The sequence below is a fragment of the Spongiimicrobium sp. 3-5 genome (assembly GCF_046557915.1).
GTDB lineage: Bacteria > Bacteroidota > Bacteroidia > Flavobacteriales > Flavobacteriaceae > JBHEBG01.
The window spans coordinates 610,933-636,464 of the sequence record NZ_JBHEBG010000001.1 but is presented as its reverse complement, the minus strand read 5'-3'; the positions used below and the strand labels follow the sequence as shown (position 1 = coordinate 636,464).

22 protein-coding genes are annotated in these 25,532 nt (G+C 40.7%); 16 read left to right on the top strand and 6 right to left on the bottom strand.

Features of this window, described 5'->3' with window-relative positions:
- Nucleotides 1-19: 19 nt before the first annotated feature.
- The 7 genes from ACEQ81_RS02860 to ACEQ81_RS02830 all read left to right on the top strand — a co-directional run bounded on the left by ACEQ81_RS02860 (nucleotide 20) and on the right by ACEQ81_RS02830 (nucleotide 7,875).
- Nucleotides 20-349, top strand: coding sequence for a YciI family protein (locus ACEQ81_RS02860; RefSeq protein WP_411029337.1), 330 nt, complete (start codon nucleotides 20-22; stop codon nucleotides 347-349).
- 504 nt (nucleotides 350-853) lie between these two features.
- Complete coding sequence (locus ACEQ81_RS02855) at nucleotides 854-1,510, top strand: response regulator (RefSeq protein WP_411029336.1); 657 nt, start codon at nucleotides 854-856, stop codon at nucleotides 1,508-1,510.
- A 249-nt stretch (nucleotides 1,511-1,759) separates the two neighbouring features.
- Nucleotides 1,760-3,094 carry a T9SS type A sorting domain-containing protein gene (locus tag ACEQ81_RS02850; protein ID WP_411029335.1) on the top strand — a complete coding sequence of 445 codons (1,335 nt, stop codon included), beginning with the start codon at nucleotides 1,760-1,762 and terminating at the stop codon, nucleotides 3,092-3,094.
- A 12-nt stretch (nucleotides 3,095-3,106) separates the two neighbouring features.
- Nucleotides 3,107-5,179, top strand: coding sequence for an AHH domain-containing protein (locus ACEQ81_RS02845; protein ID WP_411029334.1), 2,073 nt, complete (start codon nucleotides 3,107-3,109; stop codon nucleotides 5,177-5,179).
- 8 nt (nucleotides 5,180-5,187) lie between these two features.
- Entirely contained in the window at nucleotides 5,188-5,850 is a 663-nt protein-coding gene (locus ACEQ81_RS02840; protein ID WP_411029333.1) for a hypothetical protein, read from the top strand.
- A gap of 82 nt (nucleotides 5,851-5,932) precedes the next feature.
- Nucleotides 5,933-6,187 (top strand): bacteriocin immunity protein, encoded by a 255-nt coding sequence (locus ACEQ81_RS02835; protein WP_411029332.1) that lies wholly within the window; start codon nucleotides 5,933-5,935, stop codon nucleotides 6,185-6,187.
- 365 nt (nucleotides 6,188-6,552) lie between these two features.
- Entirely contained in the window at nucleotides 6,553-7,875 is a 1,323-nt protein-coding gene (locus ACEQ81_RS02830) for an alpha-L-fucosidase (protein WP_411029331.1), read from the top strand.
- 119 nt (nucleotides 7,876-7,994) lie between these two features.
- Here ACEQ81_RS02830 and ACEQ81_RS02825 read toward each other — a convergent pair whose 3' ends face one another.
- The 5 genes from ACEQ81_RS02825 to ACEQ81_RS02805 form a co-directional block, all read right to left on the bottom strand.
- On the bottom strand, nucleotides 7,995-9,893 hold the full coding sequence (locus ACEQ81_RS02825; protein WP_411029330.1) for a PQQ-binding-like beta-propeller repeat protein: 1,899 nt from the start codon (nucleotides 9,891-9,893) through the stop codon (nucleotides 7,995-7,997).
- Nucleotides 9,894-9,900: 7 nt separating this feature from the next.
- Complete coding sequence (locus ACEQ81_RS02820; protein ID WP_411029329.1) at nucleotides 9,901-10,980, bottom strand: hypothetical protein; 1,080 nt, start codon at nucleotides 10,978-10,980, stop codon at nucleotides 9,901-9,903.
- Nucleotides 10,981-11,286: 306 nt separating this feature from the next.
- Nucleotides 11,287-11,637, bottom strand: a complete 351-nt coding sequence (locus ACEQ81_RS02815; protein WP_411029328.1) for a GIY-YIG nuclease family protein — start codon at nucleotides 11,635-11,637, stop codon at nucleotides 11,287-11,289.
- A 13-nt stretch (nucleotides 11,638-11,650) separates the two neighbouring features.
- Nucleotides 11,651-11,809: a hypothetical protein gene (locus ACEQ81_RS02810; RefSeq protein WP_411029327.1), complete on the bottom strand. Its 159-nt coding sequence runs from the start codon at nucleotides 11,807-11,809 to the stop codon at nucleotides 11,651-11,653.
- Between the two features lie 69 nt (nucleotides 11,810-11,878).
- On the bottom strand, nucleotides 11,879-12,175 hold the full coding sequence (locus ACEQ81_RS02805) for an antibiotic biosynthesis monooxygenase family protein (protein WP_411029326.1): 297 nt from the start codon (nucleotides 12,173-12,175) through the stop codon (nucleotides 11,879-11,881).
- A 483-nt stretch (nucleotides 12,176-12,658) separates the two neighbouring features.
- On the opposite strand from ACEQ81_RS02805, the gene ACEQ81_RS02800 reads away from it, so the two are divergent.
- Entirely contained in the window at nucleotides 12,659-14,992 is a 2,334-nt protein-coding gene (locus ACEQ81_RS02800) for a TonB-dependent receptor (RefSeq protein WP_411029325.1), read from the top strand.
- Between the two features lie 318 nt (nucleotides 14,993-15,310).
- On the opposite strand, the gene ACEQ81_RS02795 is transcribed toward ACEQ81_RS02800, so the two are convergent.
- Entirely contained in the window at nucleotides 15,311-16,366 is a 1,056-nt protein-coding gene (locus ACEQ81_RS02795; RefSeq protein ID WP_411029324.1) for an adenylate/guanylate cyclase domain-containing protein, read from the bottom strand.
- A 364-nt stretch (nucleotides 16,367-16,730) separates the two neighbouring features.
- Between ACEQ81_RS02795 and ACEQ81_RS02790 the strand changes: the two genes are divergently transcribed.
- The 8 genes from ACEQ81_RS02790 to ACEQ81_RS02755 all read left to right on the top strand — a co-directional run bounded on the left by ACEQ81_RS02790 (nucleotide 16,731) and on the right by ACEQ81_RS02755 (nucleotide 25,528).
- Nucleotides 16,731-17,315, top strand: coding sequence for a DUF3313 domain-containing protein (locus ACEQ81_RS02790; protein ID WP_411029323.1), 585 nt, complete (start codon nucleotides 16,731-16,733; stop codon nucleotides 17,313-17,315).
- Nucleotides 17,316-17,395: 80 nt separating this feature from the next.
- Nucleotides 17,396-18,043 (top strand): hypothetical protein, encoded by a 648-nt coding sequence (locus ACEQ81_RS02785; protein WP_411029322.1) that lies wholly within the window; start codon nucleotides 17,396-17,398, stop codon nucleotides 18,041-18,043.
- Nucleotides 18,044-18,248: 205 nt separating this feature from the next.
- Nucleotides 18,249-19,550, top strand: a complete 1,302-nt coding sequence (locus ACEQ81_RS02780) for an anaerobic C4-dicarboxylate transporter (protein ID WP_411029321.1) — start codon at nucleotides 18,249-18,251, stop codon at nucleotides 19,548-19,550.
- A gap of 23 nt (nucleotides 19,551-19,573) precedes the next feature.
- A complete protein-coding gene (aspA, locus tag ACEQ81_RS02775; protein ID WP_411029320.1) occupies nucleotides 19,574-20,992 on the top strand; it encodes an aspartate ammonia-lyase in 1,419 nt (472 codons plus the stop codon).
- Nucleotides 20,993-21,094: 102 nt separating this feature from the next.
- Entirely contained in the window at nucleotides 21,095-22,174 is a 1,080-nt protein-coding gene (locus ACEQ81_RS02770; protein WP_411029319.1) for a type II asparaginase, read from the top strand.
- A gap of 15 nt (nucleotides 22,175-22,189) precedes the next feature.
- A complete protein-coding gene (locus ACEQ81_RS02765; RefSeq protein WP_411029318.1) occupies nucleotides 22,190-22,858 on the top strand; it encodes a succinate dehydrogenase cytochrome b subunit in 669 nt (222 codons plus the stop codon).
- 9 nt (nucleotides 22,859-22,867) lie between these two features.
- Nucleotides 22,868-24,778: a fumarate reductase/succinate dehydrogenase flavoprotein subunit gene (locus tag ACEQ81_RS02760; RefSeq protein ID WP_411029317.1), complete on the top strand. Its 1,911-nt coding sequence runs from the start codon at nucleotides 22,868-22,870 to the stop codon at nucleotides 24,776-24,778.
- 6 nt (nucleotides 24,779-24,784) lie between these two features.
- Complete coding sequence (locus ACEQ81_RS02755) at nucleotides 24,785-25,528, top strand: succinate dehydrogenase/fumarate reductase iron-sulfur subunit (RefSeq protein ID WP_411029316.1); 744 nt, start codon at nucleotides 24,785-24,787, stop codon at nucleotides 25,526-25,528.
- The last annotated feature ends 4 nt before the right edge of the window (nucleotides 25,529-25,532 follow it).

The window sequence follows — 25,532 nt, the reverse complement described above, 5'->3', positions numbered from 1 at the left end:
AAACGTAAACTAAAATAAGATGGAATTTATTTTGATAGTCAAGAGCAAGGGTGTTGAACCTTCCGTAGGGGAAATGCAAAACCTAATTGGCAATTATGCTCCATGGATGAGGCATTATTCCGAATCAGGAAATTACTTAAATGGTAGCCCGTTTCACAAGGAAGGAGTATTGGTAAATGGTAAGGGCAAACGTTTGTATAAAGGAGAGTTCCTTGAAGGGTCTAATTTGTTTACCGGTTATATCCATATTGAAGCTGAAACGCTAGAATCAGCGGTCCAAATTGCAGAAGAATGTCCTTTACTGGCTTTTAACTCAATTGTGGTAATGCCGATATTGGAAATGAAATAAGACTTTCCAGAGCAGTTTAAAGTTTCGTTGCCGACCTAAGAAAACGTGTTGTTTTTAAAAACACACACTTTACGATTTGCTTTTTGGCTTTCAAAGTAATTGTAAATAATGATCAAATTAGTGTCAGGGCCTTAGCAAGAAGATAAAAACAAAAAGACCACCAATTATAAATAAATTCTGATAAGGCATACATTTAAACTTCCCTTTCGCATAACAAAATACTACCTTTTCTGTATATATTTTTTCGATTCAAGCCAATGAGATCAGGGCTTTTACCAGTTCATTCTCATGAAAGATTCTTTATTTTTTCGCTGTCAAGTAATTATTTCCCAAAAACAAATTCTTTGGATAATGAAACCTCCTCTTCGTGAAAAGAAACCACTTTTGCATAATATTTGACACGCTTATACCGTTTGTTAGGACTAAGGTCACGGTTCCCCAAGAATAGCTGAATTAAAATCTCATATAGGAAAATTTTGAGATAACTAATGCAAACTATCAAAGGTGACTACATTAAAAGTTTTAATACTTGAAGATGAGCCATTAACATGCCATGCTCTTAAAATGGCACTCGATGACTTTTCTAAATCTAAAGAGGGCTACCATTTTCAGGTTGAAATATGCAATACCTACCATCAAGGTTTGGAAAAAATAGACCGTGGGTTTACTTACGACTTAGCAATTCTGGATGTCAATCTCGGAAGAGATCATCCTGAAACCGGGGAAGACTTTGCAATGATTTTGAGGTCATCTTCTACAGACACAAAAATTGTCTTCCTAACATCTATAAGCGAAAGGTTCAGGTACTATTCCATTTTTAAAAAAATCAATCCGGAAGGTTTCATCATCAAAAGTGAGTTGGACTTTTTTGAAATAAAGAATGCGGTGCAAAAAGTACTTAATGGAGAAACTTATTTTAGTAAGTCGATTAGCGAATTCTTGAAAAATGAAAGGGAGGCTGCTGAAAGTCTTGATGAAACCGACCGAACATTACTTTTTTTATTGTCGAAAGGCGCAACCACAAAGGACCTCGTTGAAAAGCTCTTCCTTTCCACTTCAGGTATTGAATGGCGCAAGCGAAAGTTGGCAAAAATTTTAGGTCTAGCAACAACCCATACTCCTCAGCTGCTGGAAAAGGCCAGATACGCAAATCTTCTGTGAACAACACTTCATCGAAACTAAGGATGCTCCTTAGTAAAACCAAGGCATGATACGGCTTCAAAGAATTTCTTTGATTTAATTTTCCTAATCCTAAAATTAGGGTTTTTGCAATTTAGACTTATCACCATATAAACCTAACCTTATGACATAAAATTACTTTACAACTTTCTGAACATTTAAAGAAAAAGGCCGATAAAATTTATGCTGTCGCCTTTTTCCACATAGTACTAATCCAATAATCCAATACCAATGTTTAAATATTCAATGGTCGCAATCATGGTAATTGCACTCGATTTTTCAGTCGTAGCCCAGGAAATCGGGAACGATTCCATCGTAAAATCGGTGGAGAACTACATATATGGCGGCAATCTTAACAGAAAAGAATCCAAGAGGGTTTTTAGATTAATGAAAGGCCTAACAGATGAAGGAAATGCTGAAGCAGCATGTATGCTCGGCATTCTCTATAAGGATGGCGTAGGTACACCTTTAAGTTTTGATAAGGCAAGGGAACAATTCCAGGCAGCACATGAAATGGGAAGTGGAAAAGCCGCATATAGCCTTGGCTATCTCTACCTTAAGGGCTTGGGAAATATTGAACAAGACTATCAAAAAGCAATAGAGTGGTTCCAAAAGAGCGATTATCCCATGGCACAACATTGGCTTGCCAAAATGTACTATTTCGGTTATGGGGTGCACAAAGACAAACAAAAAGCGGTTGGGCTCCTTAGAGACAATCTAATTTACAATAGCGAAGTGTTATTGGGACAATTAGTTGTTAATGATGAAGCTGGCAACACCTCACAAGAAATCAATAATCTTTCAGAAGAAGGAGAGCGTAATACAGAAAACGATTCTGATGAATTGGATGCCATTGCGTCCACCCTTCCTTCCAATATAGAAGGGGTATGGAAAGGCTACCTCATAGAAATGGATTGGTCAGGTAATTCCATATCAAGAAGTTTTCCCATCGGTCTCTCTGTGGGCAAAATAGAAGATGCGCATGGCACGGTTAAGACCAATATTGAAATCAACGAGACCATAAATGAAAGTGAAGCAATCTGGAAAGATGGCACGTTGACACTTTTTGACAGCCAGATCAGTCTCGAAAAACAATATACAGATCACCCAGATCTCAAAATCCTGGATTATAGTCTATTATCGATTTCTTTTACCGAAAGGGATGTTGACGGTACCACCTATCTAATAGGAAGGTTAGAATCCCAAATTTTACAATGGTCGGAACCCGGCCCGCCAATGACCTTGGTTTTAACCAAGGAAAATGTCCAGCTTTCAGATGAGGCCCTGGCCTCATTCACAGAACAAGAAGAGAGTTTTATAAAACTGTACCCGAATCCATTTGTAGAAGATTTGCTCATCCACTATGAGTTGGGTTCCGATTCCAATGTACAGGTAAAGCTATTGGATTATTATGGTGGAACTAGTGTTGAAACAGTCACCAGTTCGTACCTGAAGTCGGGTGAGCATACCCATACCTTATCAAATAGCAATCTAAGAGCAGGTCTTTATGTTGTACAGGTACATGTAAACGGCAAGACACATTCCAAACTGGTAATCAAAAAATAATCTCGAAGAAAGATGAAAAAAATATTTCTATCCATAATGTTCCTTGTGGTTTTCTCCATAGGTAACCATTCCATCCAGGCACAGTATCAAACGTATGAACAGAAAAAAAAGGCCATTGACAATGAAGACGAAGATGTTAGGCGACATAAAAAACTACGAGCAAAAACAGAAGAACCTTTTAACTTCAATATTACATTCAATAACATGCAGGTGCTGTTGAACATGCAAAGTGCGATCAGAATAGCACAAAAGAAAAAAGTTGATGAATGGCTCAAAAAACAGGAACGTAATTTTCTCAAAGAAATCAATAGGCAATTAAGAACAAAACACACCTCTTTCAGTACCGCGCAAAAAGATTTCTTCAAGAACTATGAAAAAAATTTAAGGGGCGTTGAGCGTTCAGCTCGGTCGGTAGCTACAAGCCATTCAAAGAAGGCGCAAGGTTTTGATAAAGAACAGGAAAACTTCACCAATGAGTTTAACTTGATAGATGAGTGGAGATACATAAAAGACGCGTGTGCACCTCGAAATGGCATCCGTGTCAAATGTGATCTTTTTGATAAGCGTATTAGGGGTACCCGCCTTGGAACTACAAGCACCAGCTCACTCAATATGCTTTGGGACAAAGTTTTAGCGGATTTTTCCGTAAAAGAATATGAGTCTGCCTTGACTAGATCATGGGCGCAAGGTTTGAATAAAATCGTTGCTGACGGAAGTCTTTCAAACGAGATGGCCAACAAACATGTTAGCTACTACAGACGACGTAGCTTACAAGACAAGATTTTTTTCATGACAACTTACCTCACGCAATATAATAATCGGAACCTACCCAGTGTATTGAAGCCTTCGATAAGCAAGTATACACCTCCGAATTTTTGGAACAATAATACACTTCTGGATATGGGAAAAAAGAAGGCTCGTGCCCTTACAGATTCCCAGAGAATCTTTCAGAGAAACTTTTTTGAGAATGAGGCGGAAAGATGTATCAATTCAACATCCAGTCTCCAGCAATCTTTATGTGCCAAAAATTATGACAAACTTACTAAACTAAGAGAGGAGGTAATTTTAGACCATATGGAAGACCTTTCCTCTAATAGTGAGTTTGGATTGACCAGAAAACTTGGCCGTCTACGTGAAGGTTTCCGAAAAGGTAATGGCCGTGGAAAAATAGGCGGTTGGGATGCATTGGCGTACAAAAATTGGACATTGGATGATGGTGGACCTAATAGATTTTATGAGCTAAACAATGGTGGATGGGTCTATCGTTCCAATTCTCCAAGAAAAGGCATTAATGGAGGTAATTCCTTTTCCGAGCCGAGCCTGAATGATGATGGTTTTTATTACTATGTATATGATGAAGGAACAAAAAGATGGCATGAGATTTTACTTCCGGCAAAGGGACATACCCCATCCAGTGACCCCTATTTGGCTGTAGCTTTTTGGGAAGTAATGAAGGGTGTAGGAAGATATGCATTGCCCTTTGAAGATGTTATCATTCTGATTGATGGAAAGGATTTTGACGGGAATCAAGTTAGTCAGGTTGAGGCAGGTGTATGGCTAATTATTGGTAATGTCCCGGGTACAAGACTGCTTAAACCCGTCGCCAAAATCACAAAAGGAGGACTCAAGATAGTGGCTAAAAAGATCAAAGTTGGTAATAAGACAGTCAAGCTATCATATAAGAGAGTTGGAAATTTCATTGAATTTGGTGGAAGAAGTAGATTCAGGGAAATAGTTGGAGTAAAAGCAGGGGAAGAGGCTCATCATATTATCCCTTGGGCGTGGCGAAATAATGATGTTGTGCAAAAAGCTGCTGATTGGGGGTTTCATATGAATGATAAAATCAATGGTTTAGGTCTAAAAAAGTTTTTTCAGGGAGTTGGTGGCATTCATGCACACCATCCTAAATACAACGAATATGTATTTGATAGGCTTAGAGAATGGGAAAAGTTAAACCCTGGCTACGACGGTGATGCTGCGAAGAAATTTTTAGAAAAAGAGTTGATCCCCGAGTTGAAAGAACTAATTGAAAAAGCAAAAAAATCGGGTAAAAACTTAAATGATTTTTTTAGAGATTTATTGTAAATTCCCCTATGCGTTATTTTAAACTTAGATTCAGTACAGAGCCATCTATCGTTGGAGAATATCCCCAATGCAACCCAAAGAAGGATGTAGACCCTGAGGGGACAAATGGATATAGATTAGTACGATGGAATAGTTTTCCTGATTTTTTACCACATGTTGAATTGGAGTTAAATCCAAAAGCGAGGTGGACGGATTTTCTATCCAGTGTAGGGCCCAATCATGGTTTTATAATAAGTAGTGATTTAAAACAAATTATTGAACAGTACGAATTACCATCTAGGGCCTTCTATCCGATTAAAGTCCATTCAAAAATGGAGACAAAGGATTATTTCTGGTTTCATTTTATAAACAATGAGTTTTGGGATTGGGTAGATAAAAAAGAAACGAAATTGTACTTACGGAGTATATTGCCTGATGAGAGGGATAAAATCATTGAAGAAGCCAATCTTGATAATGATTTAGAAGGTTTTATGGAGATGGCAAGGTCAAAACCGAGTTTGACCAACTATTATTGGGAAAGACTAGTTTTTAATAACGATTTCCCGAATCTAGATTTTTTCACAACTCTGTTTCCAAGTATGCACTCAATAGTAAGTCAACGATTAATAAATGCTTTTGAGAGTGCCGGAATTACAGGTTATGAGACTAAAGATTTCAGCGTACATGAATGAAATACCATAATGTTGAAAGTATTTACTGAAGTCTGAAATCAATTGTTTGTCCTTATAAAAGTTAGTCCAAAAGCACAAGTTTATGACTAGAGATGAATTAGTTGTTTTAGGAAATAAAATTGTAAACTGTGAAGGTACGGAGGTAGAAATTAATGAGATGATTGACAAGTTCAATAAAAACGTCCCGCATCCAAATGGTGCCAATCTATTCTTCTATCCTGAAAATTTCAACGCTAGAACTGACGATTTGAAAAGTTATAATCCTTCTGTTGAAGATGTTGTGGACTTAGCATTAAACTACAATCCAGTAGTACTTCCGCCACCTTCAAAAAGGTAGTTTACAGATGCTTAAACAATAAAAGGCACAGAAATTAAATCTGTGTCTTTTTAAAATTGAAAAATTAATTAGGGCCAAGATGCAAACATAAGTGTTATCTATTCTTTGCTTAATTTTTGCCCACCGATAAGTATTATTGAAATTAAAAAGGACAGCTTAAAATAAGACTTTCCAGAGCAGTTTAAAGTTTCGTTGCCGACCTACGAAAACGTGTTGTTTTATAAAGTGGTATTGTAAACCGGCCGTTTATGGGACAAATTATATTTCTTTAAAATATGGTAATTTAGTGTTATTCGTATTACAGACATGTAATCAATGATTATAGGCAATTGCTGGCGCTCATTTAACAAATCTCACTAAATACAATGATGAAAAACTTTAAACAACAAATAGGGTTAGCACTGCTTCTTCTTGGATTTTTTCAGATTGCAGCCCAAGAGAAACCATTGAATCTAAATAAACCGGAACGAGAGGCATGGTTTACAGAATTAGGTTTTGGAATGTTCATCCACTGGAGTATGGATGTGCAACTGGGTATGGTGATAAGCCATAGCATGGTCGGGGCTTCTGACGACTATTTGGAGCGTTACGTTAACGAGCTTCCAAAAACCTTTGATCCAAAATTGTTTAATGCGAAAGAATGGGCAAGAGCAGCCCGTTTGGCGGGGATGAAATATGTGGTATTCACAACCAAGCACCATAATGGATTTTGCATGTACGATACCAAGACTACGGATTTTGATATAATGAATACGCCCTACGCAAAAGATGTTACAAAGCAGGTGGTGGATGCTTTTAGGGAAGAAGGGCTCGCCATTGGGCTTTACTATTCCCCAGATGACTTTTATTTTTTGTACAAACAAGGGACACTCATTTCAAGGGAAAGGGCGGAAGCAATTGCTTCCGGTAATGAACCATTGAACAAGTATGCCAAAGAACAAATGCGAGAGTTGATGACACAGTACGGAAAGATCGATATGGTATTTCTGGACGGGCAGGAACAATACGCAAAGACAGAGTTGGCCAAAGTATGCTGGAAAATTGATCCAGACGTAGTTGTGACCCGAGGTGCGATTGAAACACCCGAGCAAGTAATACCCAATACCCCGCTGCCCGCCCCATGGGAGGCCAATTATACCTTTGGTGATCAGTGGCAGTACAGACCAACGAATGAAAACTATAAGTCTGCGAACGATGCCATCCGAAAATTGATAGAAATTAGGGCCAAGGGAGGCAATTTGCTATTGAATTTTGGTCCCGATGAATTAGGAAGGTTTCCCCTAGAACAGAAAGGGGGGTTGAACGAACTGTCCCTATGGATGTTCATTAATCAGGAAGCATTTGAAAATACAGTCCCTTTTAAGGTGACCAATGAATCGAATATTTGGTTCTTGAAGAAGCGGGACGAAAACACGGTTTATGCGTTCATTTTGGAAAAGGACTGGGTTTTTGGCGAACGAAAGACATTTCATATACAATCCTTGACCGCAAACAAGAATACGGATATTTCCGTTTTGGGACATGATGGCCTGGTATTGGAATATAACCCCAATGTGGATCCCAAACCGACCGTAAAGAACACTGAAGACGGTATTTTAATCTCGGTGATGCGGGCGCATAGGATTTACAATGATCGTAAATGGCCCAATCCGATTGTGGTAAAGTTGGAGAATGTTGACTTTAAGTGAATGAACTGCCCGCCCGGTGCCGTTAGGATAAACCAAGGGATTTCTCAGATCGATGAAAATTTTATTGCCACTACTGGAATAGCCGAGAAGCTAATCCTGTCTCGCTATCCTGGTAAAATTTATTTATTACCTGCCTTGCCATCAGCCTGGATGAATGGTACGGCTATAATAAAAGTCTCTACCGTTTTAATTTTAGAAAACAGTGTCGATTTTCTGGCTTTGCTCAATTTATAAAGGGCAGGGTTCATACCTATACCATGATGATAGACCATTTTGTTTTCAAAATCCACCAAGTTCCAAAGGCCGTAACTCTGATATATGGGAGATAAATAGGTGCGACGTATTTTACCGCTAGGCAAGTGAATTAAACTCAAAGTCGCGAATTGATCGTTGCTACCATGATACGCCATATGCGGTCTATAGACATATGCTGCCGACTGAGACCGGGAGTACACGTCTAGAATAGATTTTCTGAACAACTCTTGCTTCTCAATAGATGCCTTTACCGCCGCGGCTTGCATCCCCTTTGCAATGGCTCCCCCCAATTCTACAAGTGAAATGGCCATGGCCACGGTTGCCTGTGTTTTGGCCATCTCACTAGAGCTTTTATAACGCGCATAACTATGTTGGCTAGAGGAGTAGTTTCCAGAGTTTTTATAGCTCAAATAATCCGAATAGTGTTTGTTGGCCATTTGCTGATAGGATCGTGTTTCGGCATTTGCCATGGCTCCAAGTCCGGGGGAAGAACTCGCTTTCAGTTTACCCAGTTCTTCCTTGAGATTCGGAATTGAAGCATCAAGACCGTTGAGGTGTAGGTTAGGGCCTAACGGACTCATCCCATGTTTGTACTTTTGGATTCCGGTAGTGGCATCATAAGCAGCGATGACCAGTTCGCCCACAAAAACAATGCTCCCAGCCACCTCTCTAAGCGTAACGGGGTAATTTCTTCCGCTATCCGTTACCTTCACGGCCAGCATCTGATTGCCATTACTGCTATTTAAGGCAATTAAAGAACTTGCCGTTCCAATGAACAATTTTCCCTCGTGCAGCACTAGGTTGCTTAGCATCGGTTCGCCGATGGTATACCGCCAAAGCTCTTTTTCATCCTTTACGGAGAAAGCTATCAAATAATGCGATGCCTCATTATCGAGCCCTCTCAGATACAAGATACCATCATGGTAATATACATTGGTAAACGTAATAGTATTGGGCAATTGAGTGCGAGACATGATCGTTCCTGATTCCATATCCACAATAGCCAGTTGATTGTTTTTTGTGATTACGTATAGCTGTGAATCATCAAATTCCAATGGGGGTGATAGCGCATTCAATTGCAGGTCCGGAATTTTATATAAGACCCTACCGTTTTGGGGATCAAGAGCTTTTAGGCCATTAAAAGTAGTAAAGATGTATTGGTCATGGACAACGGGTAATGACGAATTTTCTTTCGATCCGGCCCTTTCCGATTGCCAAAGGGTTTGCCCATCGGTGATATTAAAACCGGTAATTTGCACTTTTTTTGAAGTGTCATAAAAAGCCCATATTTGCCCACTCGGAAGCACCGGTAAAAAGGACATATTTTTACTTTTGAAACTTCGCCTCCATTTTTCAGTACCATTTGTGGGATCTAAGGCCAAAAAATCGGTCTTTTTTTCGCCATTGACCCTTACAAGTAACAAATCATCAAAAATTAAATAGATTTGATATTCTCCTTTCTCTCGGGGATAACGCCAGAGTACCTCTCCCTTGCGCGTATCTATTAAAAGATAATCGGCGTTAGGAACTCCTTGCGCATCCTCGCGCAATCCTACCAGAAGCTTATCGGGGCCAATTAATTGCATATTATCAACATGGGATGCCCCAGTCGGAATTTGGAATTTTGGAGCGGGTTGCCTTTGCGCTCTTTTATTTATATTGGCGTCCGCGGATGACATCCATAGTTCTTTCTGTGCATGTCCTATGTGTATTGTTAGCACAACAAAGCATAAAATCCACCCTATTTTGGATCTGTTTTCCATGATTACATTATTCTACAGAATTGGCGATAGCCAACAGCTGCTTTTCTAAAGTGGATATATCTTTTAATGGGCCCAGTCCCAATTGATGCAGGACACATTTACCACCTCGGTAAATGATGTTTACCGAACCCAGCTCAACCTCATTTCCGTTGGAAACGCCGGTTCCGGTATACACCAGAACATTGGCTTTTTTATTGTTTGCCAATTTGGTTACGTAGCTTTTGATAAGTTCGGCGTCTGGGATAGCGGCCTTTACGGTTTTGTCGGCAGTTTGCGATATCAACTTTCGGTTCCATATAATTCCTTGGTAACAAAATAACATGGAGTTGGCTCCGGCAATGGGTTCATAGTTGAACCAACCGATCATTTCCTTTTCCATGGCCCTGTTACCCTCTTGTTCTTGCCACCCCTTGGGCAGGGTAATTGAAAATTCGTCATGGGTCCAGCGTGTGGAAGCGCTTTTTTTAGTATGGCTATCTTCTTCAACGGCGGTGGTTTCATTGGTCATTGGGGGCTCTGACATATCCGGATCATTGGGGGTCTTCAAGCTGCTGACCTCCTGTACACCGGTTAACTGTTCTCCCGGGAGGCGAAAACTTTGAAAGATAGTTTCTATAATAGCCCCCCATTTCTTAAGATCTTTTTTATTCAGGATTGCAATGGCATAAAGACCCTGATCCTGTATTCCTAGACTCCCTAACAATCCGTACAGGGTAACCGTAGTACCCGATGCATCATAATCGGATTGGTAAACACCCCACTTGGCCGGAAGGCCATTTATTTTCAGGTCCTTTGTTTCAGTATGCGTTTCAGGGTTTGATAAACCAGAGGATTTTAAGGTTGTTAAACCGTTTAAAAACAATTCGTCAGTATCATTATTGTCTTCGTTGTATTCAACGATAAGCGATTTGTCTTTTCCTTTGAAGATATAAAGTTTATCATTGGTTTGAGGCTGCAAGGCCCAACCCTTGGGTAGATCTATGACAAAACGACCTTGGAGGTCTTCATAGGTGTTTTGACCAATTGCGTGATGGGTAATACCGGTGAGTAGCAGTATAAAAATGAGGTTTAAAGTTGTCTGCTTCATAATTCTAAGATTTATGTTATGGGATAAAATTATAAAACGGGCCAGGGATGCTTTGACAGAGACGTTGCAAAAGCTAATACAGAGGTTACATGGGGAAATTTTGTTGGTATGGTTTGGTTAGGGTGTTTTTAATGTGGGGTGTTTCTAAATTTACCAAGCAAAATGGCAGCAGTGAATTACAGCCATTATTGTGCAACGTTTTTCTTGCTTATTTTCCCTACTTGTTATTGAATTATATAAAAATTAGGGCCCTACGATTACTATTTCAATAGGGCAAAACAATTTTAATGGGTTCACTATTTTGTGCTAATTGAACCATACGGCATATCGCTGCCTCCTTAATTCCAAAGCCAGCTTTTCTTCCATTTTAATGGCTTCCGATCTTGTTGACATAGGAGCTATATGATTATAAAGGCTGGGTCTTAAATACATGCCGTACTTTTCAACAATATTTGACGAAAGCTTATGGCCTTTTTTATTTCTGTAACCTGTCTTATGCTGTTTAAAGCGTTCTCTGGGAGTCTTACTTGTCATACCAACATACAGGCATTGTAGAACGCCATTGAACTGAGGATTTGCATTTCGGAACTTTGCGCTCTCCGTAAATACTCTCTTGGATAACTCTATAACGTAAACTTGATATTGCTTCTTGGGCATTGTTTGTTTGAACTTATTGTTCTTTTTCCTTTAGTGATTTCAAAGTGTATTCATCATAGGCCATTATATCGAAGATTTTTGATTGCCCAGTTTTCAACCATCTTTTATAGATGAGTTTTCCGTTCATATAAACATAAAGCTCATCATCCTTTTTCTCTTTTGTAAATGCCATTCAATTATTTATTTAAACTTTAGTGACGGTCTAGTGTATGTATCATGACATAATTATTGATACTTCATTTTAGCTTGTAAAATCATCTACTTCCCTAAAGATTTCTACGGAGATTCGTTCTCCTAAATCATGCATCGATCTCATTTGGCTATGGTTGCCATCATTCCAAAATTTCTTCCAGTCGTTGAGAGAATCCCATCTTGCTATTGTCTTTATTTCTCCTGCATCTTTATCATTCTGTAACATAAAACTACCTCTCGCCCCTTCAACCTCTTCATGAATTCTATTGGTTGTTCTTTTCCACGTCTCAATGAAAAGTTCCAATTTTTCTGGTTCTACTTGCCAGCTATACATTATTCGTATCATTTATTACCGTTTAGGAGTGATTTCTTGCCCATGAAATGGTTTTCATCTTTCTCCAATTAAATGAATCTTCTTTGCAATAGGGACAAACCTTAGTAGTCATCTAATCGTTTATTTGGACTTTGGTATTCACCCATGATACCAAAAATAAACATCTTCTGCAATTTCAAAACTATCTTTTTCCGTCACATCCAAACCAAAAGAGGGAATCAATTCATTTGTTGTAATACTTGCGATTTTTCCTAAATAAGCCCCATCTTGAAGTTGCTTAATTCTTTCATTAAAACTACTAGGGGTAAATTTTCAGTCGTTTTATGGAACTTTTTATTTTTTAGCCTAAAACTTTTATTTCTTCCAAATTTTCTTAACGGGTCGGTAAGCTTAACTAAATGACTAAAAGCATGGGCCTCCCTTTGCGGCTAGTAAGAAAATTACACTACAATTAGGAGTTTATAATTATCTTCATATATCCTAGTTAGATAAGTCGTGAAATTATTTGTATTCTTCTTCTTTCTATTTACCCTCAATTGTCTTTCTCAAAATGTTGAGCGTGGTCAAGTACCTCAAAATGACCAAAAATTCGCGGAATTGCTCAATAATCTTGAAAAATACAACAATGAAAATCCAATAGAAAAAGTCTACTTACATTTAGACCGGCATATTGCTTCCGCAGGGGATGATCTGTGGTATACTGCCTACCTCACGCTTGGGCAATATCACATTTTTTCAAATGCAAGCAAAGTACTATATGTAGATTTGATCAACACCAAGAATGAAGTGGTCATTTCCCAAACTCAGGCATTGGTTAATGGAAGGTGCAATGGTTCAATAACCATACCCAAAGAACTACCGTTGGGAAACTATCTATTGCGAGCATATTCCAAATGGATGACCAACTACGAAGCCGATTTCTTTTTTTATAAGACCATAACCGTTACCGACAATCGTTTTGCTAGCAGCCCCTCCCGTGCCCTAAATGACAAGATCAATGTACAGTTTTTCCCTGAAGGTGGTCAATTAGTTGAGGAGGTACCATCGCGCGTAGCGCTAAAGGCTATTGATGATGACGGATTGGGAAAAGAGATAAAAGGGCGGATTGTTGATGCTAACGACAAATTTATTTGCAATATAAGCTCAACATCCAAAGGGTTTGGATTATTTCAGTTACATCCGGAAACGGGAAATACCTATAGAGCCATACTTGATGACGGGTCGGTTTACAAATTGCCCGCTGCCATTCAAAAGGGGTATTCAATGAGTCTAAACAATCTGGATTTTGAAAAAGTTAAAGTAAGGGTCAGTGCAAGTGATTTGTTTAAAAACAAACCTTTTTATATCGTAGGGACAAATAGAAATCAAAAAGTTTTCCATGCCAAGTTTGTGTTGAATCAGAATTCATTTTTTGATCTCGAAATCCCCAAAGATGCGCTGCCTAGCGGCGTATTAACGATTACTCTTTTTGACGAAGATAAAAGGCCAAGATGCGAACGATTGGTGTTCATTGATAATCAGCAAGAGTTTAAGGTAAAGGTTACCCCCAGCTCCAATAGCTTTACTAAGAGCGCCCCGATTTCCCTGCATATTAATATTAAGGACGAAAATGACAGACCCGTCTCTACCCAATTATCGATTGCCGTTACCAATGCCGATTATATAGAGAAAAATGGAGATGACCGAAACATTCTGACCTATTTATTGTTGGAGTCGGACGTAAAAGGGCATATTGACAGTCCGAACGCTTTTTTCAGGGATAAAAAAAGGAGTACGCGGTTTAATATGGATCTAATAATGATGACCCATGGTTGGCGCAGATATAAATGGCAGCATGTAATAAATGGTACCGAACAATCTAAAAAACACTACTTTGAGAAAGGCATCACAGTCTCGGGAATGGCATTTGGACGAGATAAAAAACCTCTGGCAAACACCTTGATTAAAATGATTGGGCTTAATGATACGGGTTTTTTTGCTTATCCTGCAATAACGAATGATTTAGGACATTTTAAGATCATCAATGTGCACTTCGTTGATACCATAAGTGTTACGTTCAACGGTTATAACCGAAAGAACAAGCCCATCGATGTTGATATAACCCTAGATCAAAACGACATTTTTCCCGTTGGAAAATTGGATACTCACAATATGCGTGTTGGGAGAAAAAAGGAAATAGATTCTTTTAGGGAGGCGGGTTATAACAGCGGTGATTTTGATTCCATTTTTGATAAGCTGACCGAGCTCGATGAAGTAGTAGTTTCCGAAAAAGAAGTAAAGCGACCAGAATCACCTTCCACATATGGCATTGTCCCTGATGCGGTAGTCTATCAGGATGAAAATAATCCACAAGACCTTTCCTTGTTGTTGAGCCGTATACCCGGTGTTATGGTATCTGGAGGAATTGGAGGCCTCGATGCAAAAGTTACCATTAGGGGTGGAACAAGCTCCTTCACATCGAGTACTGAACCCCTTTGGGTCATAGACGGGGCAATTTTGAGTTCTCCCCAAGGGAGTTATAACCCCATTCAATTCTTGGAAAGATCCAATGTTGAGAGGATAGAGGTTTTAAAAGGATCATCAGCCGCTAATTTTGGAATGCGGGGCAGTAATGGTGTTATTCTTATTTATACCAAAACAGGGAAGCCTGGCGCTACCTCTTTAAATTCAAAATCTAACTTTGAATATATTCTAAGCCATAGCGGAGAAAAGGAATTTTATAACCCGGTCTACGATAAGTCAAACAAAGAACAAAAAAGGCTGATAACCGTAAAACGCTATTTTGGAACCAAGCTGTTACCACCAATGAAAATGGAGATGCTACGATAACCTTTTATAATTCGGATTTAGCAACCAGAATTCAAGTGGCGATAGATTTTTTGACCACACAGGGAGACCCAGGATATTATATCAATACTTTTCCAATAGGAGAATGATCAAAAATAAAATAGCACAAGCTAAGGACTGCGGTATAAACTTTCAATTATGGAGTTAAAGCCATTATTCGACAATAATAAAATCCATTTTGTTCATCATCTATTTGTGCCAATCATTTTCAGCAACACCAATATTTATTACTGGCCAAGGTAATCTCTCCTTCCACCATCTTCTAAATCTATGTGGCTGCCATGCAATTGTAAAACACAATTAGCTATCAACCTCTTCCAATGAATACACATTAATGGGAGCGTTTTTACCCCTTAATTGCATCTTACCCATAAGTGTGGATCTAAATGCGGTATTTAAATCCAAATCGTTTAATAGTTTTTCGGAAATCAACAGTTTTACATTCAACCTATTACATTCACCTTGAAGTCTAGCGGCAGTATTTATAGTGTCTCCATGATAGGCAATATCCCGTTTTAACTCCCCCACCTCAGTCATGGATATAATTCCCCCGTGCATCCCCGCCTTAAAATCCGGAACCGCACCGTAGGCGGACAGATAATGTTCGGATCTATCATTCAATCTTTTTTGAAAAGCAAAAAAGGCCTTTATTCCGTTATTCAATTGTACCGCCTTGTCCACATCCCATGTAAGTACGGCCTCGTCACCCACATATTGATAAATCTCCGCTTTATAGTCGTGTACTACTACCAGATCGCGAAAGCAATCCTGAATTAGCTTACTGTAGGCTATATGCCCTAATTTTTCAGCCAATTGCGTTGACCCCTTAAGGTCTATAAACATAAAAACCTTTTCCGTTACCAAAGGGGTATAAAATTTTCCCGACAGTATTTTTTTAAGATTTTCTTTTCCAACTATAGCACTAACGTACATTACAAAGCCAATGCAAAAATTTATAATTAAAATATAGATACATGCTACGAGTACTGATAAATTATTCAATAATCCCAGAGTAGAATCCGGAAGCTCAACATCTAAAAGAACCTCTAGGAAATTAATCAACGCCACGATGATACCTATAAAAAGGACCAACTGTATGAGCACTGTGAAAAGTAATAATTGATAATACTTAATTCTGCCAATTACAAATTTGGCAATAGCAATATGCATCAACCCAAAGAGCACCCCCATTATCAACCAAAGCAATACAAATACAGTGATGTTACTTAAGGTAAATTGTTGGGATAAGGGTTCTTGGGTTAAATCTGTATCCCTAAGTATCCGCCAAATGATGCTCCCGATAAGCCAACCTATCAGGTAGGATTTAATGGTGTTCAACTCTTTAATTCTGGCCAAGGGAATTCAGTGTTTATTAACGCGTTAAGTAAGATGAAGATATAAAAATATATTTCAATTAAAATTACTTTTTATAATGCCATGTATTTTGGCTACAATGATATCTTTTTTAAAAGCAAAAGAAATTGTATATTCATAAATTATGTATAGCAAATGGGGACTGCTCCGGTATGGGCATCGTCAATAATACACACCTTTATTTTGTCATTTACATTGCAATCGAATTTGGATCTAGGATTTCATGCTTCAAATTCTGGTTGGATCGATAGATTTTTATCAAAACATAACTAACTAAAAAAAGAATAAGATGCTTAAAAAGAAAACCCTTAATACATTTATTTTAGGAGTAGCTGTTGCACTTGCAATGAGTTCATGTGGTTCATCCGGCAAAGCCGTTAAAAATTATACAGCCACCTCTGATCTGTCAGGGCTTGTGGAAGATAAAAGTCAGGCACCCACACTCTTATATATCCGCCCAGATGCGCCCTCTTTAAGCGCGTATAATGCATTTATCATTGACCCTGTAATTCTGGACCCCAGAGATGCTAGTATTAAAAAATTAAAAACTGAGGATTTGACACGCATCCAAAACTACTTCACTGAAAGTTTGACCAAGAAATTGGAAGGGAGCGGTTATACTATTACCAGTACCCCGGCAGAAAACACCCTACGTATGTCCTTTGTTTTGTCAGGTATCAAAGTACCCAATGCCGCAGCAAACGTTACAAGCGTTTTAATACCAGTGGCATTAAGTGTAGGTGGTGTTACGGTGGAGGGAACCTTTAGGGAGTCTATCTCCAATCGTATAGATGCCGTTGTAGTAAGCAGATCTAAAGGTAGTCGTGTGGCAAATGACTCCCCTTGGTCTACCTGGGCCGACGTTGAATCGGCACTTGACCAATGGGCGAAAGGCATTGCAGAGTCGGTAGACAAGGCGCATGGTGAGTAAAGCTTGGTCAACCTTCCAAGCCAACGCTACCATGAGTCATTTCTGCCAATTTGTTTAAAGTAAGATAAAAGTCGGCCATTATGAAGAAAACCCTGCCAGTGATTTTTTATGGTCTGTGTTTCCTGTTTATTTTGATAGGATGTGCACCCGCTAAAATGAGTTCCACCTGGACCAAAAAGGATTATACCAAGCGCGATTATTCCAAAATAGCCGTTGTTGGCATTGGGAAAAACTTGGCCGCACGTAATACCTTTGAAAAGGACGCCGTTTCCCTGCTAAGGGACCAAGGGATTAATGCCGTAGCAGGAATCGTCCTGTTCCCTCCAGGAGGAACAACGGAAATTCGTACGGCTGCGGATTACATCAAAATCATCAAGGATAATAATTTAGATGGGGTCATTACCATGGCCTTGGTGGACTCCGATGAAAGGGATAGATACCAGCCTGGAGAAACACGGTACATTCCCTCCTATTACCGGGTTGGAAAATACCTTGTAAGACGTTATGCTGCTTATGAAACCCCGGGATATTATTCGAAGACCAAATCTTATCTTATTGAAGCTGTTTTATACAATCTAAAAGGGGAACTCTTCGAAGGAAAGGAAACCATGGTATGGACCGGTCAATCTTCTCTTGTTGATCCTTCTTCAATGGAGTCGGCTTCCAAAGGTTTTACTAAGCGAATGGTAAACCAGCTTATCGCCGACGGCATCCTAAAGGCACAATAAGTTATGGTGATAGGCCCAAATTTAGAAGATTGGTTGGTCCGTGTCCTGCTCCCGATGCCATTAGGAACCATGAACATCCGAAAAGATGTAAAATTTTGAATTTATATTAATACGTAATCAAAAAATATCGAAATAATTGATACTTTGATGTTCAATTTTTTTAAACGCACTATCATATAAGACATCAACTAAAAACCATTAAATTATGATCTGGATTGAATTACTTGTTGTTCTCTTTTTTATTTTTTTGGGCTCCAAAATGGGAGGTATTGGCATAGGGTATGCCGGTGGTGCCGGCGTAGTTGTGCTTACCTTGATTTTTGGTTTAAAGGCAGGCTCCGTGCCTGTAGATGTAATCCTTATCATTATGGCCGTCATTTCTGCCATCGCGGCCATGCAAAGCGCCGGCGGATTGGATTATCTGGTTCACCTCTCGGAACGGATTCTTCGTAAAAACCCAAAACGGGTGACCTTTTTGGCACCTACGGTAACTTATTGGATGACCTTATTGGCCGGAACAGGGCATACCGCTTATGCAGCACTTCCGGTAATCACGGAAGTTGCCAAAGAAGGGAATGTAAGACCTTCCAAACCATTGAGTATTTCGGTCGTGGCTTCTCAAATTGCCATAACGGCTTCTCCTATTTCCGCTGCTGTGGTCATTTTTGCAAGTTTTTTGGAACCTTTGGGCGTTTCCTATTTGCAATTGCTTGCCATAGCCATTCCCTCCACGATCTTGGCATGTATGGTAGGTGCCATTGTAGCCAACAGATTGGGGAAACCACTAGACGAAGATCCCATTTATCAAAAAAGGCTTGCTGCAGGTCTAGTAAAACTTAAAAGCGAGGAACATCATGAAGACGCCAAAAGTGCCAAGTGGTCTGTAGGTATCTTCTTAGCGGCCATAGTTCTCGTAGTTACCTACGCAAGTTTGATCTCCAAAAAAGTAGGGTTGATAGAAAACCCCGCAATTGGCCGTAATGAAGCCATAATGGCCGTAATGTTGCTGGCCGCAATGGCAATTGCCTTGGTCTGCAAGGTTAAATTAAGCGAAGTACCGGCTATGTCTACCTTTAAATCCGGTATGAGCGCTGCCATATGTGTACTCGGCGTAGCATGGTTGGGAGATACTTTTGTCAGTAACCATATTGAAGAAATCAAAGAAGCTGCCGGAGGAATCTTAAACCAATACTCCTGGTTGTTGGCAGTCGTTTTATTCTTTGCCAGTATGCTCTTATACTCCCAAGCTGCAACGACCATGGCATTAATGCCTGCGGCCCTTGCCCTAGGGGTAAGTCCCGTAGCCGCCATAGCATCATTTGCAGCGGTTAGTGCCCTATTTGTGTTGCCTACCTATCCCACCCTATTGGCAGCCGTGGAAATGGATGATACGGGTACTACCAAAATAGGAAAATACGTATTTAACCACTCCTTCATCATACCAGGAACGGTAACCATTGCGGCAAGCGTGATATTTGGATTTCTGATCGGAGGCCTGATACTATAATTTAAAAAATAAAAACACTGGATATGAAAACAAGAACAGAAACCGATCTACTGGGAGATCTAGAGATTTACAACGAACTATATTATGGGGTCCATACCCAAAGGGCCGTTAATAATTTTCGAATTTCAAATGCAAAAATCGGCGACTTTCCCATTTTTGTAAAAGGATTGGTATTAACCAAAAAAGCTTGTGCGGCGGCCAATAAAGAGATTGGGACCATCCCTGCGGATAAGGCCGACATGATATTACAGGCCTGTGATCATATACTCGATAACCTGAAAAAATATGCATTGTTTTTTCCGTCGGATGTATTTCAGGGAGGTGCCGGTACCTCGGTGAATATGAACGCCAATGAGGTAATTGCCAATGTTGGCCTGGAACTGAATGGTCATGAAAAGGGAAGCTATGAGATATTACACCCCAACGACCACGTAAACAAGTCGCAATCTACCAATGATGCCTACCCCACAGGTTTTAGAGTAGCAGTGTATTATTATATGAATCACCTTCTTGAGCGAATCAATATCCTTACCACAAGTCTCGATAAAAAAGCGGCCGAATTTAAAAAGGTGCTCAAAATGGGTAGGACACAGCTACAAGATGCGGTCCCCATGTCCTTAGGCGACGAATTTGGAGCGTGGTCCACCAACCTAAAAGAAGAGACCAAAAATTTAAAACACTGTCGCGATCTTATATTGGAAGTTAATTTAGGGGCCACCGCCATTGGTACAGGGGTAAATGCGCCCGATGGGTTTACGGAACTTTCCATTGGTTATCTACAGCAGTATACGAAAGCCAGTTTTGTAAAGGCCGAGAACCTTATAGAGGCCACTTCGGATTGCGGGGCTTACGTGATGATTTCCGGCGCCCTTAAAAGAACGGCGGTAAAACTTTCAAAAACATGTAACGACCTAAGATTGCTTTCTTCCGGACCACGTTGCGGCCTTAACGAGATCAACCTACCCGAAATGCAGGCAGGGTCCTCCATAATGCCCGCCAAGGTTAATCCGGTAATTCCAGAAGTCGTCAATCAGGTGTGTTTCAAAATTATTGGCAATGATGTTACCATATCCTTTGCTGCCGAAGCAGGACAACTTCAGCTCAATGTAATGGAACCCGTAATAGCGCAATGCATGTTCGAATCTGTAGAATTATTATCGAATGCCTGCACCACGCTAGCCGAAAAATGTATTGACGGCATTACGGCAAATGAGGAACATACCAAACAAATGGTATTCAACTCCGTAGGGATCATTACCTTTTTAAACCCGTACATAGGCCACCATATGGGAGACGTTTTGGGAAAAGAAGCTGTGGAAACGGGTAAAAGCATCCGTGAGCTGGTACTCGAAAAGGAATTGCTTACCGCGGAGGAACTGGACAAAATTTTGAGTGTTGAGAACCTAATGCACCCTAAATACACTGCGGCACTACATAAATAACCCATGGTATCCTTTGCGATCTGCTGAATAATTTAACCGCGGATCGTTGAGGTATTATCCATAAATTATCTAGGACAGGAAAGAAATAAAAAGGAAAAACAGATGAAAAGGTCAAAAATAAAAATGACGGTATTGCTCTTGGGGGTAGCCTTGCTCCCTGGCATGGGGTTTGCACAAGACACGGATACCGAACTCCCCAACATTAAAATCCTGGCAACAGGCGGAACCATAGCAGGGTCTGCTTCATCGGCAACTTCAGGAAGCTATTCCGCAGGGCAAATTGGCATTCAGACCATGATCAATGCGGTACCGGGAATTAAAAAAATTGCGGATGTCTCCGGGGAACAGGTTTCCAATGTGGGCTCTCAAGACATGTCGGTTGAAATTTGGTTAAAATTAGCCAATAGAATTAACGAGTTGTTGGCCTCAGACGATGTTGATGGTATTGTTGTAACCCACGGTACGGATACACAGGAAGAGACCGCCTATTTTTTAAGTTTGGTAATAAAAAGCGATAAACCAGTGGTTACGACGGGTTCCATGCGTTCTTCCACTTCCATTAGCGCAGAAGGGCCTCTTAATCTATACAATGCGGTAGCTATAGCCGCAAATACGGACTCAAAAGGCAAGGGGGTCATGGTGTCCCTTAACGACCAGATACACAATGCCCGTGACGTAAGCAAGATGAACACCACCAATGTGAATAGTTTCGCTTCCCCGATAAAGGGTATGCTGGGCGGTGTCTTTTATGGCAGGCTGGGCTTTTTTAGGGAACCGAATACAAAATTTGGTAAAACGAGTGAATTTTCAGTAGCAGGAGTTACAGAATTGCCCCGTGTGGATATTATCTACGCCTATGCCGATATGTCGCCAGATTTAATAGATATGCACGTAAAGGCCGGTGCCAAAGGTATCGTTATTGCGGGTGTTGGGAACGGGAACATGACGGATGCCACTTTAAAAGCGGCCAAGAAAGCCTACGAAGACCATGGTGTTATGGTAGTACGAAGTACAAGGGTAGCTACAGGATGGGTATTGCGCGATAACGAGTTTAAGGATGCTGACTATCACACCGTTGTTTCTGGGGACCTAAACCCGGCAAAAGCGCGGATTTTACTGATGCTTGCCCTATCTAAAGGAAAAAAAATGACCGAAATGCAGGAACTTTTCGATACCTATTAATTTTAAAAGCTGATCATGGCCTTTAATCAACTATTTTTTAGAAAGACGATTATTGCTGGTACCGGGCTTTTCCTTTGCATATTCTTAATTGTGCACTTGTCGGCCAATTCTATTTTATTGTTGCCGGAGGAAACAGCTCGCGGATTATATAATTCGTACTCCACTACCTTACGGGAGAGTCCATTGATTAAATTGGTGGCCTATGCACTTTATGCCTCCATTTTACTTCATGTAATTTATGCGTTGCTTGTTACGTTGCGCAACAGAAAGGCAAATCCTCAAAGGTATGTTTTGAACCGTTTCAAAGAGAATAGCACATGGACTTCCCAGAATATGGGGCTTATCGGGACGATGATTCTACTCTTTATTGTTGTCCACCTTGCAAATTTTTGGGCACGGATCAAATTGGGAATGGGGGAAGCCGTTGGCTTGGATGCTGCAGGAAACACAGATGTTTACGAAGTTACCAATAGCTTGTTTCACAACATTTACTATGTAATTTTCTATACGGTATTGGTAATTCCATTGGCTTTACACCTGCACCACGGCTTAAAAAGTGCCTTTAAAACCTTGGGGTTCTATCATAAGAAAGGGCTTAGGGTGATAGCCAAGGTGGCATTGATCTATGCCATTGTTATGGGGGTAGGTTTTGGAATTATACCAGTTATTGTTTATTTCAAATAGCACGGGAGGATGAAACTAGATGCAAAAATTCCAGCAGGAAGACTCGAGGACAAGTGGCGGAACTATCAGGTAAAATCCCAGCTGATCAATCCGGCGAATAAAAAGAAACTCAATGTTATTGTGGTTGGCTCGGGACTATCCGGAGCGGGAGCGGCTTCTACATTGGCAGAATTGGGTTACGATGTGAAATGTTTTTGCTATCAGGATTCGGCACGCCGGGCACATTCGGTAGCCGCCCAAGGCGGTATCAATGCGGCCAAAAACTATCAACATGATGGGGACAGTGTCTGGCGGATGTTCCATGACACCTTGAAAGGAGGTGACTTTAGATCACGTGAAGCCAATACCTATAGACTGGCAGAACTTTCAGCACCCCTTATAGATCATTACGTGCAGCAAGGGGTTCCCTTTGCCAGGGAATACGGTGGCACACTGGTCAATAGAAGTTTTGGGGGTGTACAGGTACAGCGCACGTTCTACGCTCGGGGACAAACGGGGCAACAGTTGTTGATGGCAGCATACTCCCAGTTGTACAAAATGGTGCGGGCCAAAAAAGTGGAAATGTTCCCGAGAAGTGAAATGTTGGATCTGGTAGTGATCGGTAGTAAAGCAAAAGGAATAATCGTTCGCGATTTGGTCACCGGTGAACTAAAAAGATATGCGGCGGATGCCGTGGTGCTTGCTACCGGTGGTTATTCACGTGTGTTTAGGCTGTCTACCTTGGCTATTGGTTGTAACGGTAGTGCCCTATGGAAAGCTCACAAAAAAGGAGCGTTCTTTGCGGCACCCAGTTTTACGCAAATCCACCCTACTGCCTTGCCACAATCCAGTGATGCACAATCCAAGTTAACCTTGATGTCGGAATCCTTGCGCAACGATGGACGGATATGGGTGCCCAAAAAACAAGGGGATATGAGAAACGCAAACGATATTCCAGAGGATGAACGCGACTATTACTTGGAACGACGGTATCCCAGCTTTGGGAATTTGGCCCCTCGTGATATTGCATCGCGGGCGGCCAAGGAGCGGATAGATGCCGGCTATGGCGTGGGTAGATTGAAAAATGCGGTTTACCTCGACTTTAGGCACGCTATTGAGAAGTTTGGTGTTCAGACCATAAAAGATCGTTATGGTAATCTCTTTACCATGTATAAAAAGATTACGGGTATTGATGCTTACAAAGAGCCGATGCAAATTTCACCTGCAGCACATTTCTCGATGGGCGGATTGTGGGTAGATTATGAATTGATGACTACCATTCCCGGATTGTACGCCGTGGGCGAATGCAATTTCTCGGATCATGGGGCCAATCGGCTAGGTGCCAATTCTTTATTACAGGCTAGTGTTGACGGCTATTTTATACTGCCCAACACCATCAATAATTATCTGGCAAACGCTTTGAAGGAGGACCATCCTACTACGGAACATCCCGCATTTGAGGAAGCTGAAAACGAAGTCAAATCGCATATAGACCGGGTACTTTCGATAAACGGCACCAAAACCGTAGACCACTTCCACAGGGAATTGGGCAAGGTCATGTGGCAGGAATGTGCCATGAGCCGTAATAAAGAAGGCCTGCAAAAGGCCATTGATCAAATAAAAGAGGTCCGTTATGCCTTCTGGAACGACGTTAAAGTTACCGGAAACAGTAAAGAACTTAATACGGAACTCGAAAAAGCCTTGCGTTTAGCAGATTTTATTGAGTTAGGTATTCTCATGTGCACCGATGCATTACAACGCGATGAATCCTGCGGGGCACATTTTAGGGAAGAGTACCAGACAGAGGATGGTGAAGCGGTGAGGGTAGATAAAGACTATTCTTATGTGTCGGCATGGGAATATGATGCAGGAGATTTTAAGTTGCACAAGGAAGCTTTGGCATTTGAATATATACAACCCTCGGTACGAAGTTATAAGTAGCATACTATGAAAGTAACATTCAAAATTTGGAGGCAGGAGGGCCCTAAGGACAAGGGCGCCATTAGGGATTATAACGTGGATGGACTAACTGAGGATATGTCCTTTCTGGAAGCCTTGGACCATCTGAACGAATTGCTGGTCCTTAAAAATGAAAAAGTAATCGCCTATGAATACGATTGTAGGGAAGGGATCTGCGGGCAATGCGGTGTTTTTATCAACGGTCGGGCACATGGCCCCCATGACAATATGACCACTTGTCAATTGCATATGCGAAGTTTTAAAGAGGGAGATACCATTGTGGTGGAACCGTGGAGGGCAGCATCATTTCCAGTAATCAAAGATTTGGTCGTGGACCGTTCCGCTTTTGATCGTATAATAGAACAAGGTGCTTACATCAGTGCAAAAACAGGTGCGGCCCCTGAGGCAAATGCCATCCCCATACCGAAGGAAATGTCGGATAGGGCCATGGACGCCGCTGCCTGTATAGGTTGTGGTGCTTGCGTGGCCACTTGTAAAAATTCTTCCGCGGCCTTGTTTACCTCGGCCAAGATCAATCATTTAAACGGCTTACCACAAGGGCACGCTGAACAGCATAAACGCGTTAGTGAAATGACCTATCAAATGGAAATAGAAGGCTTCGGAAGTTGCACATTTACAGGAGCTTGCGAAGTAGAATGTCCAGAAGGGATTTCCATCATAAATATTGCGGAAATGAATGCTAGGCTTACAAAGTCTAGAATTTTTGGATAAAATG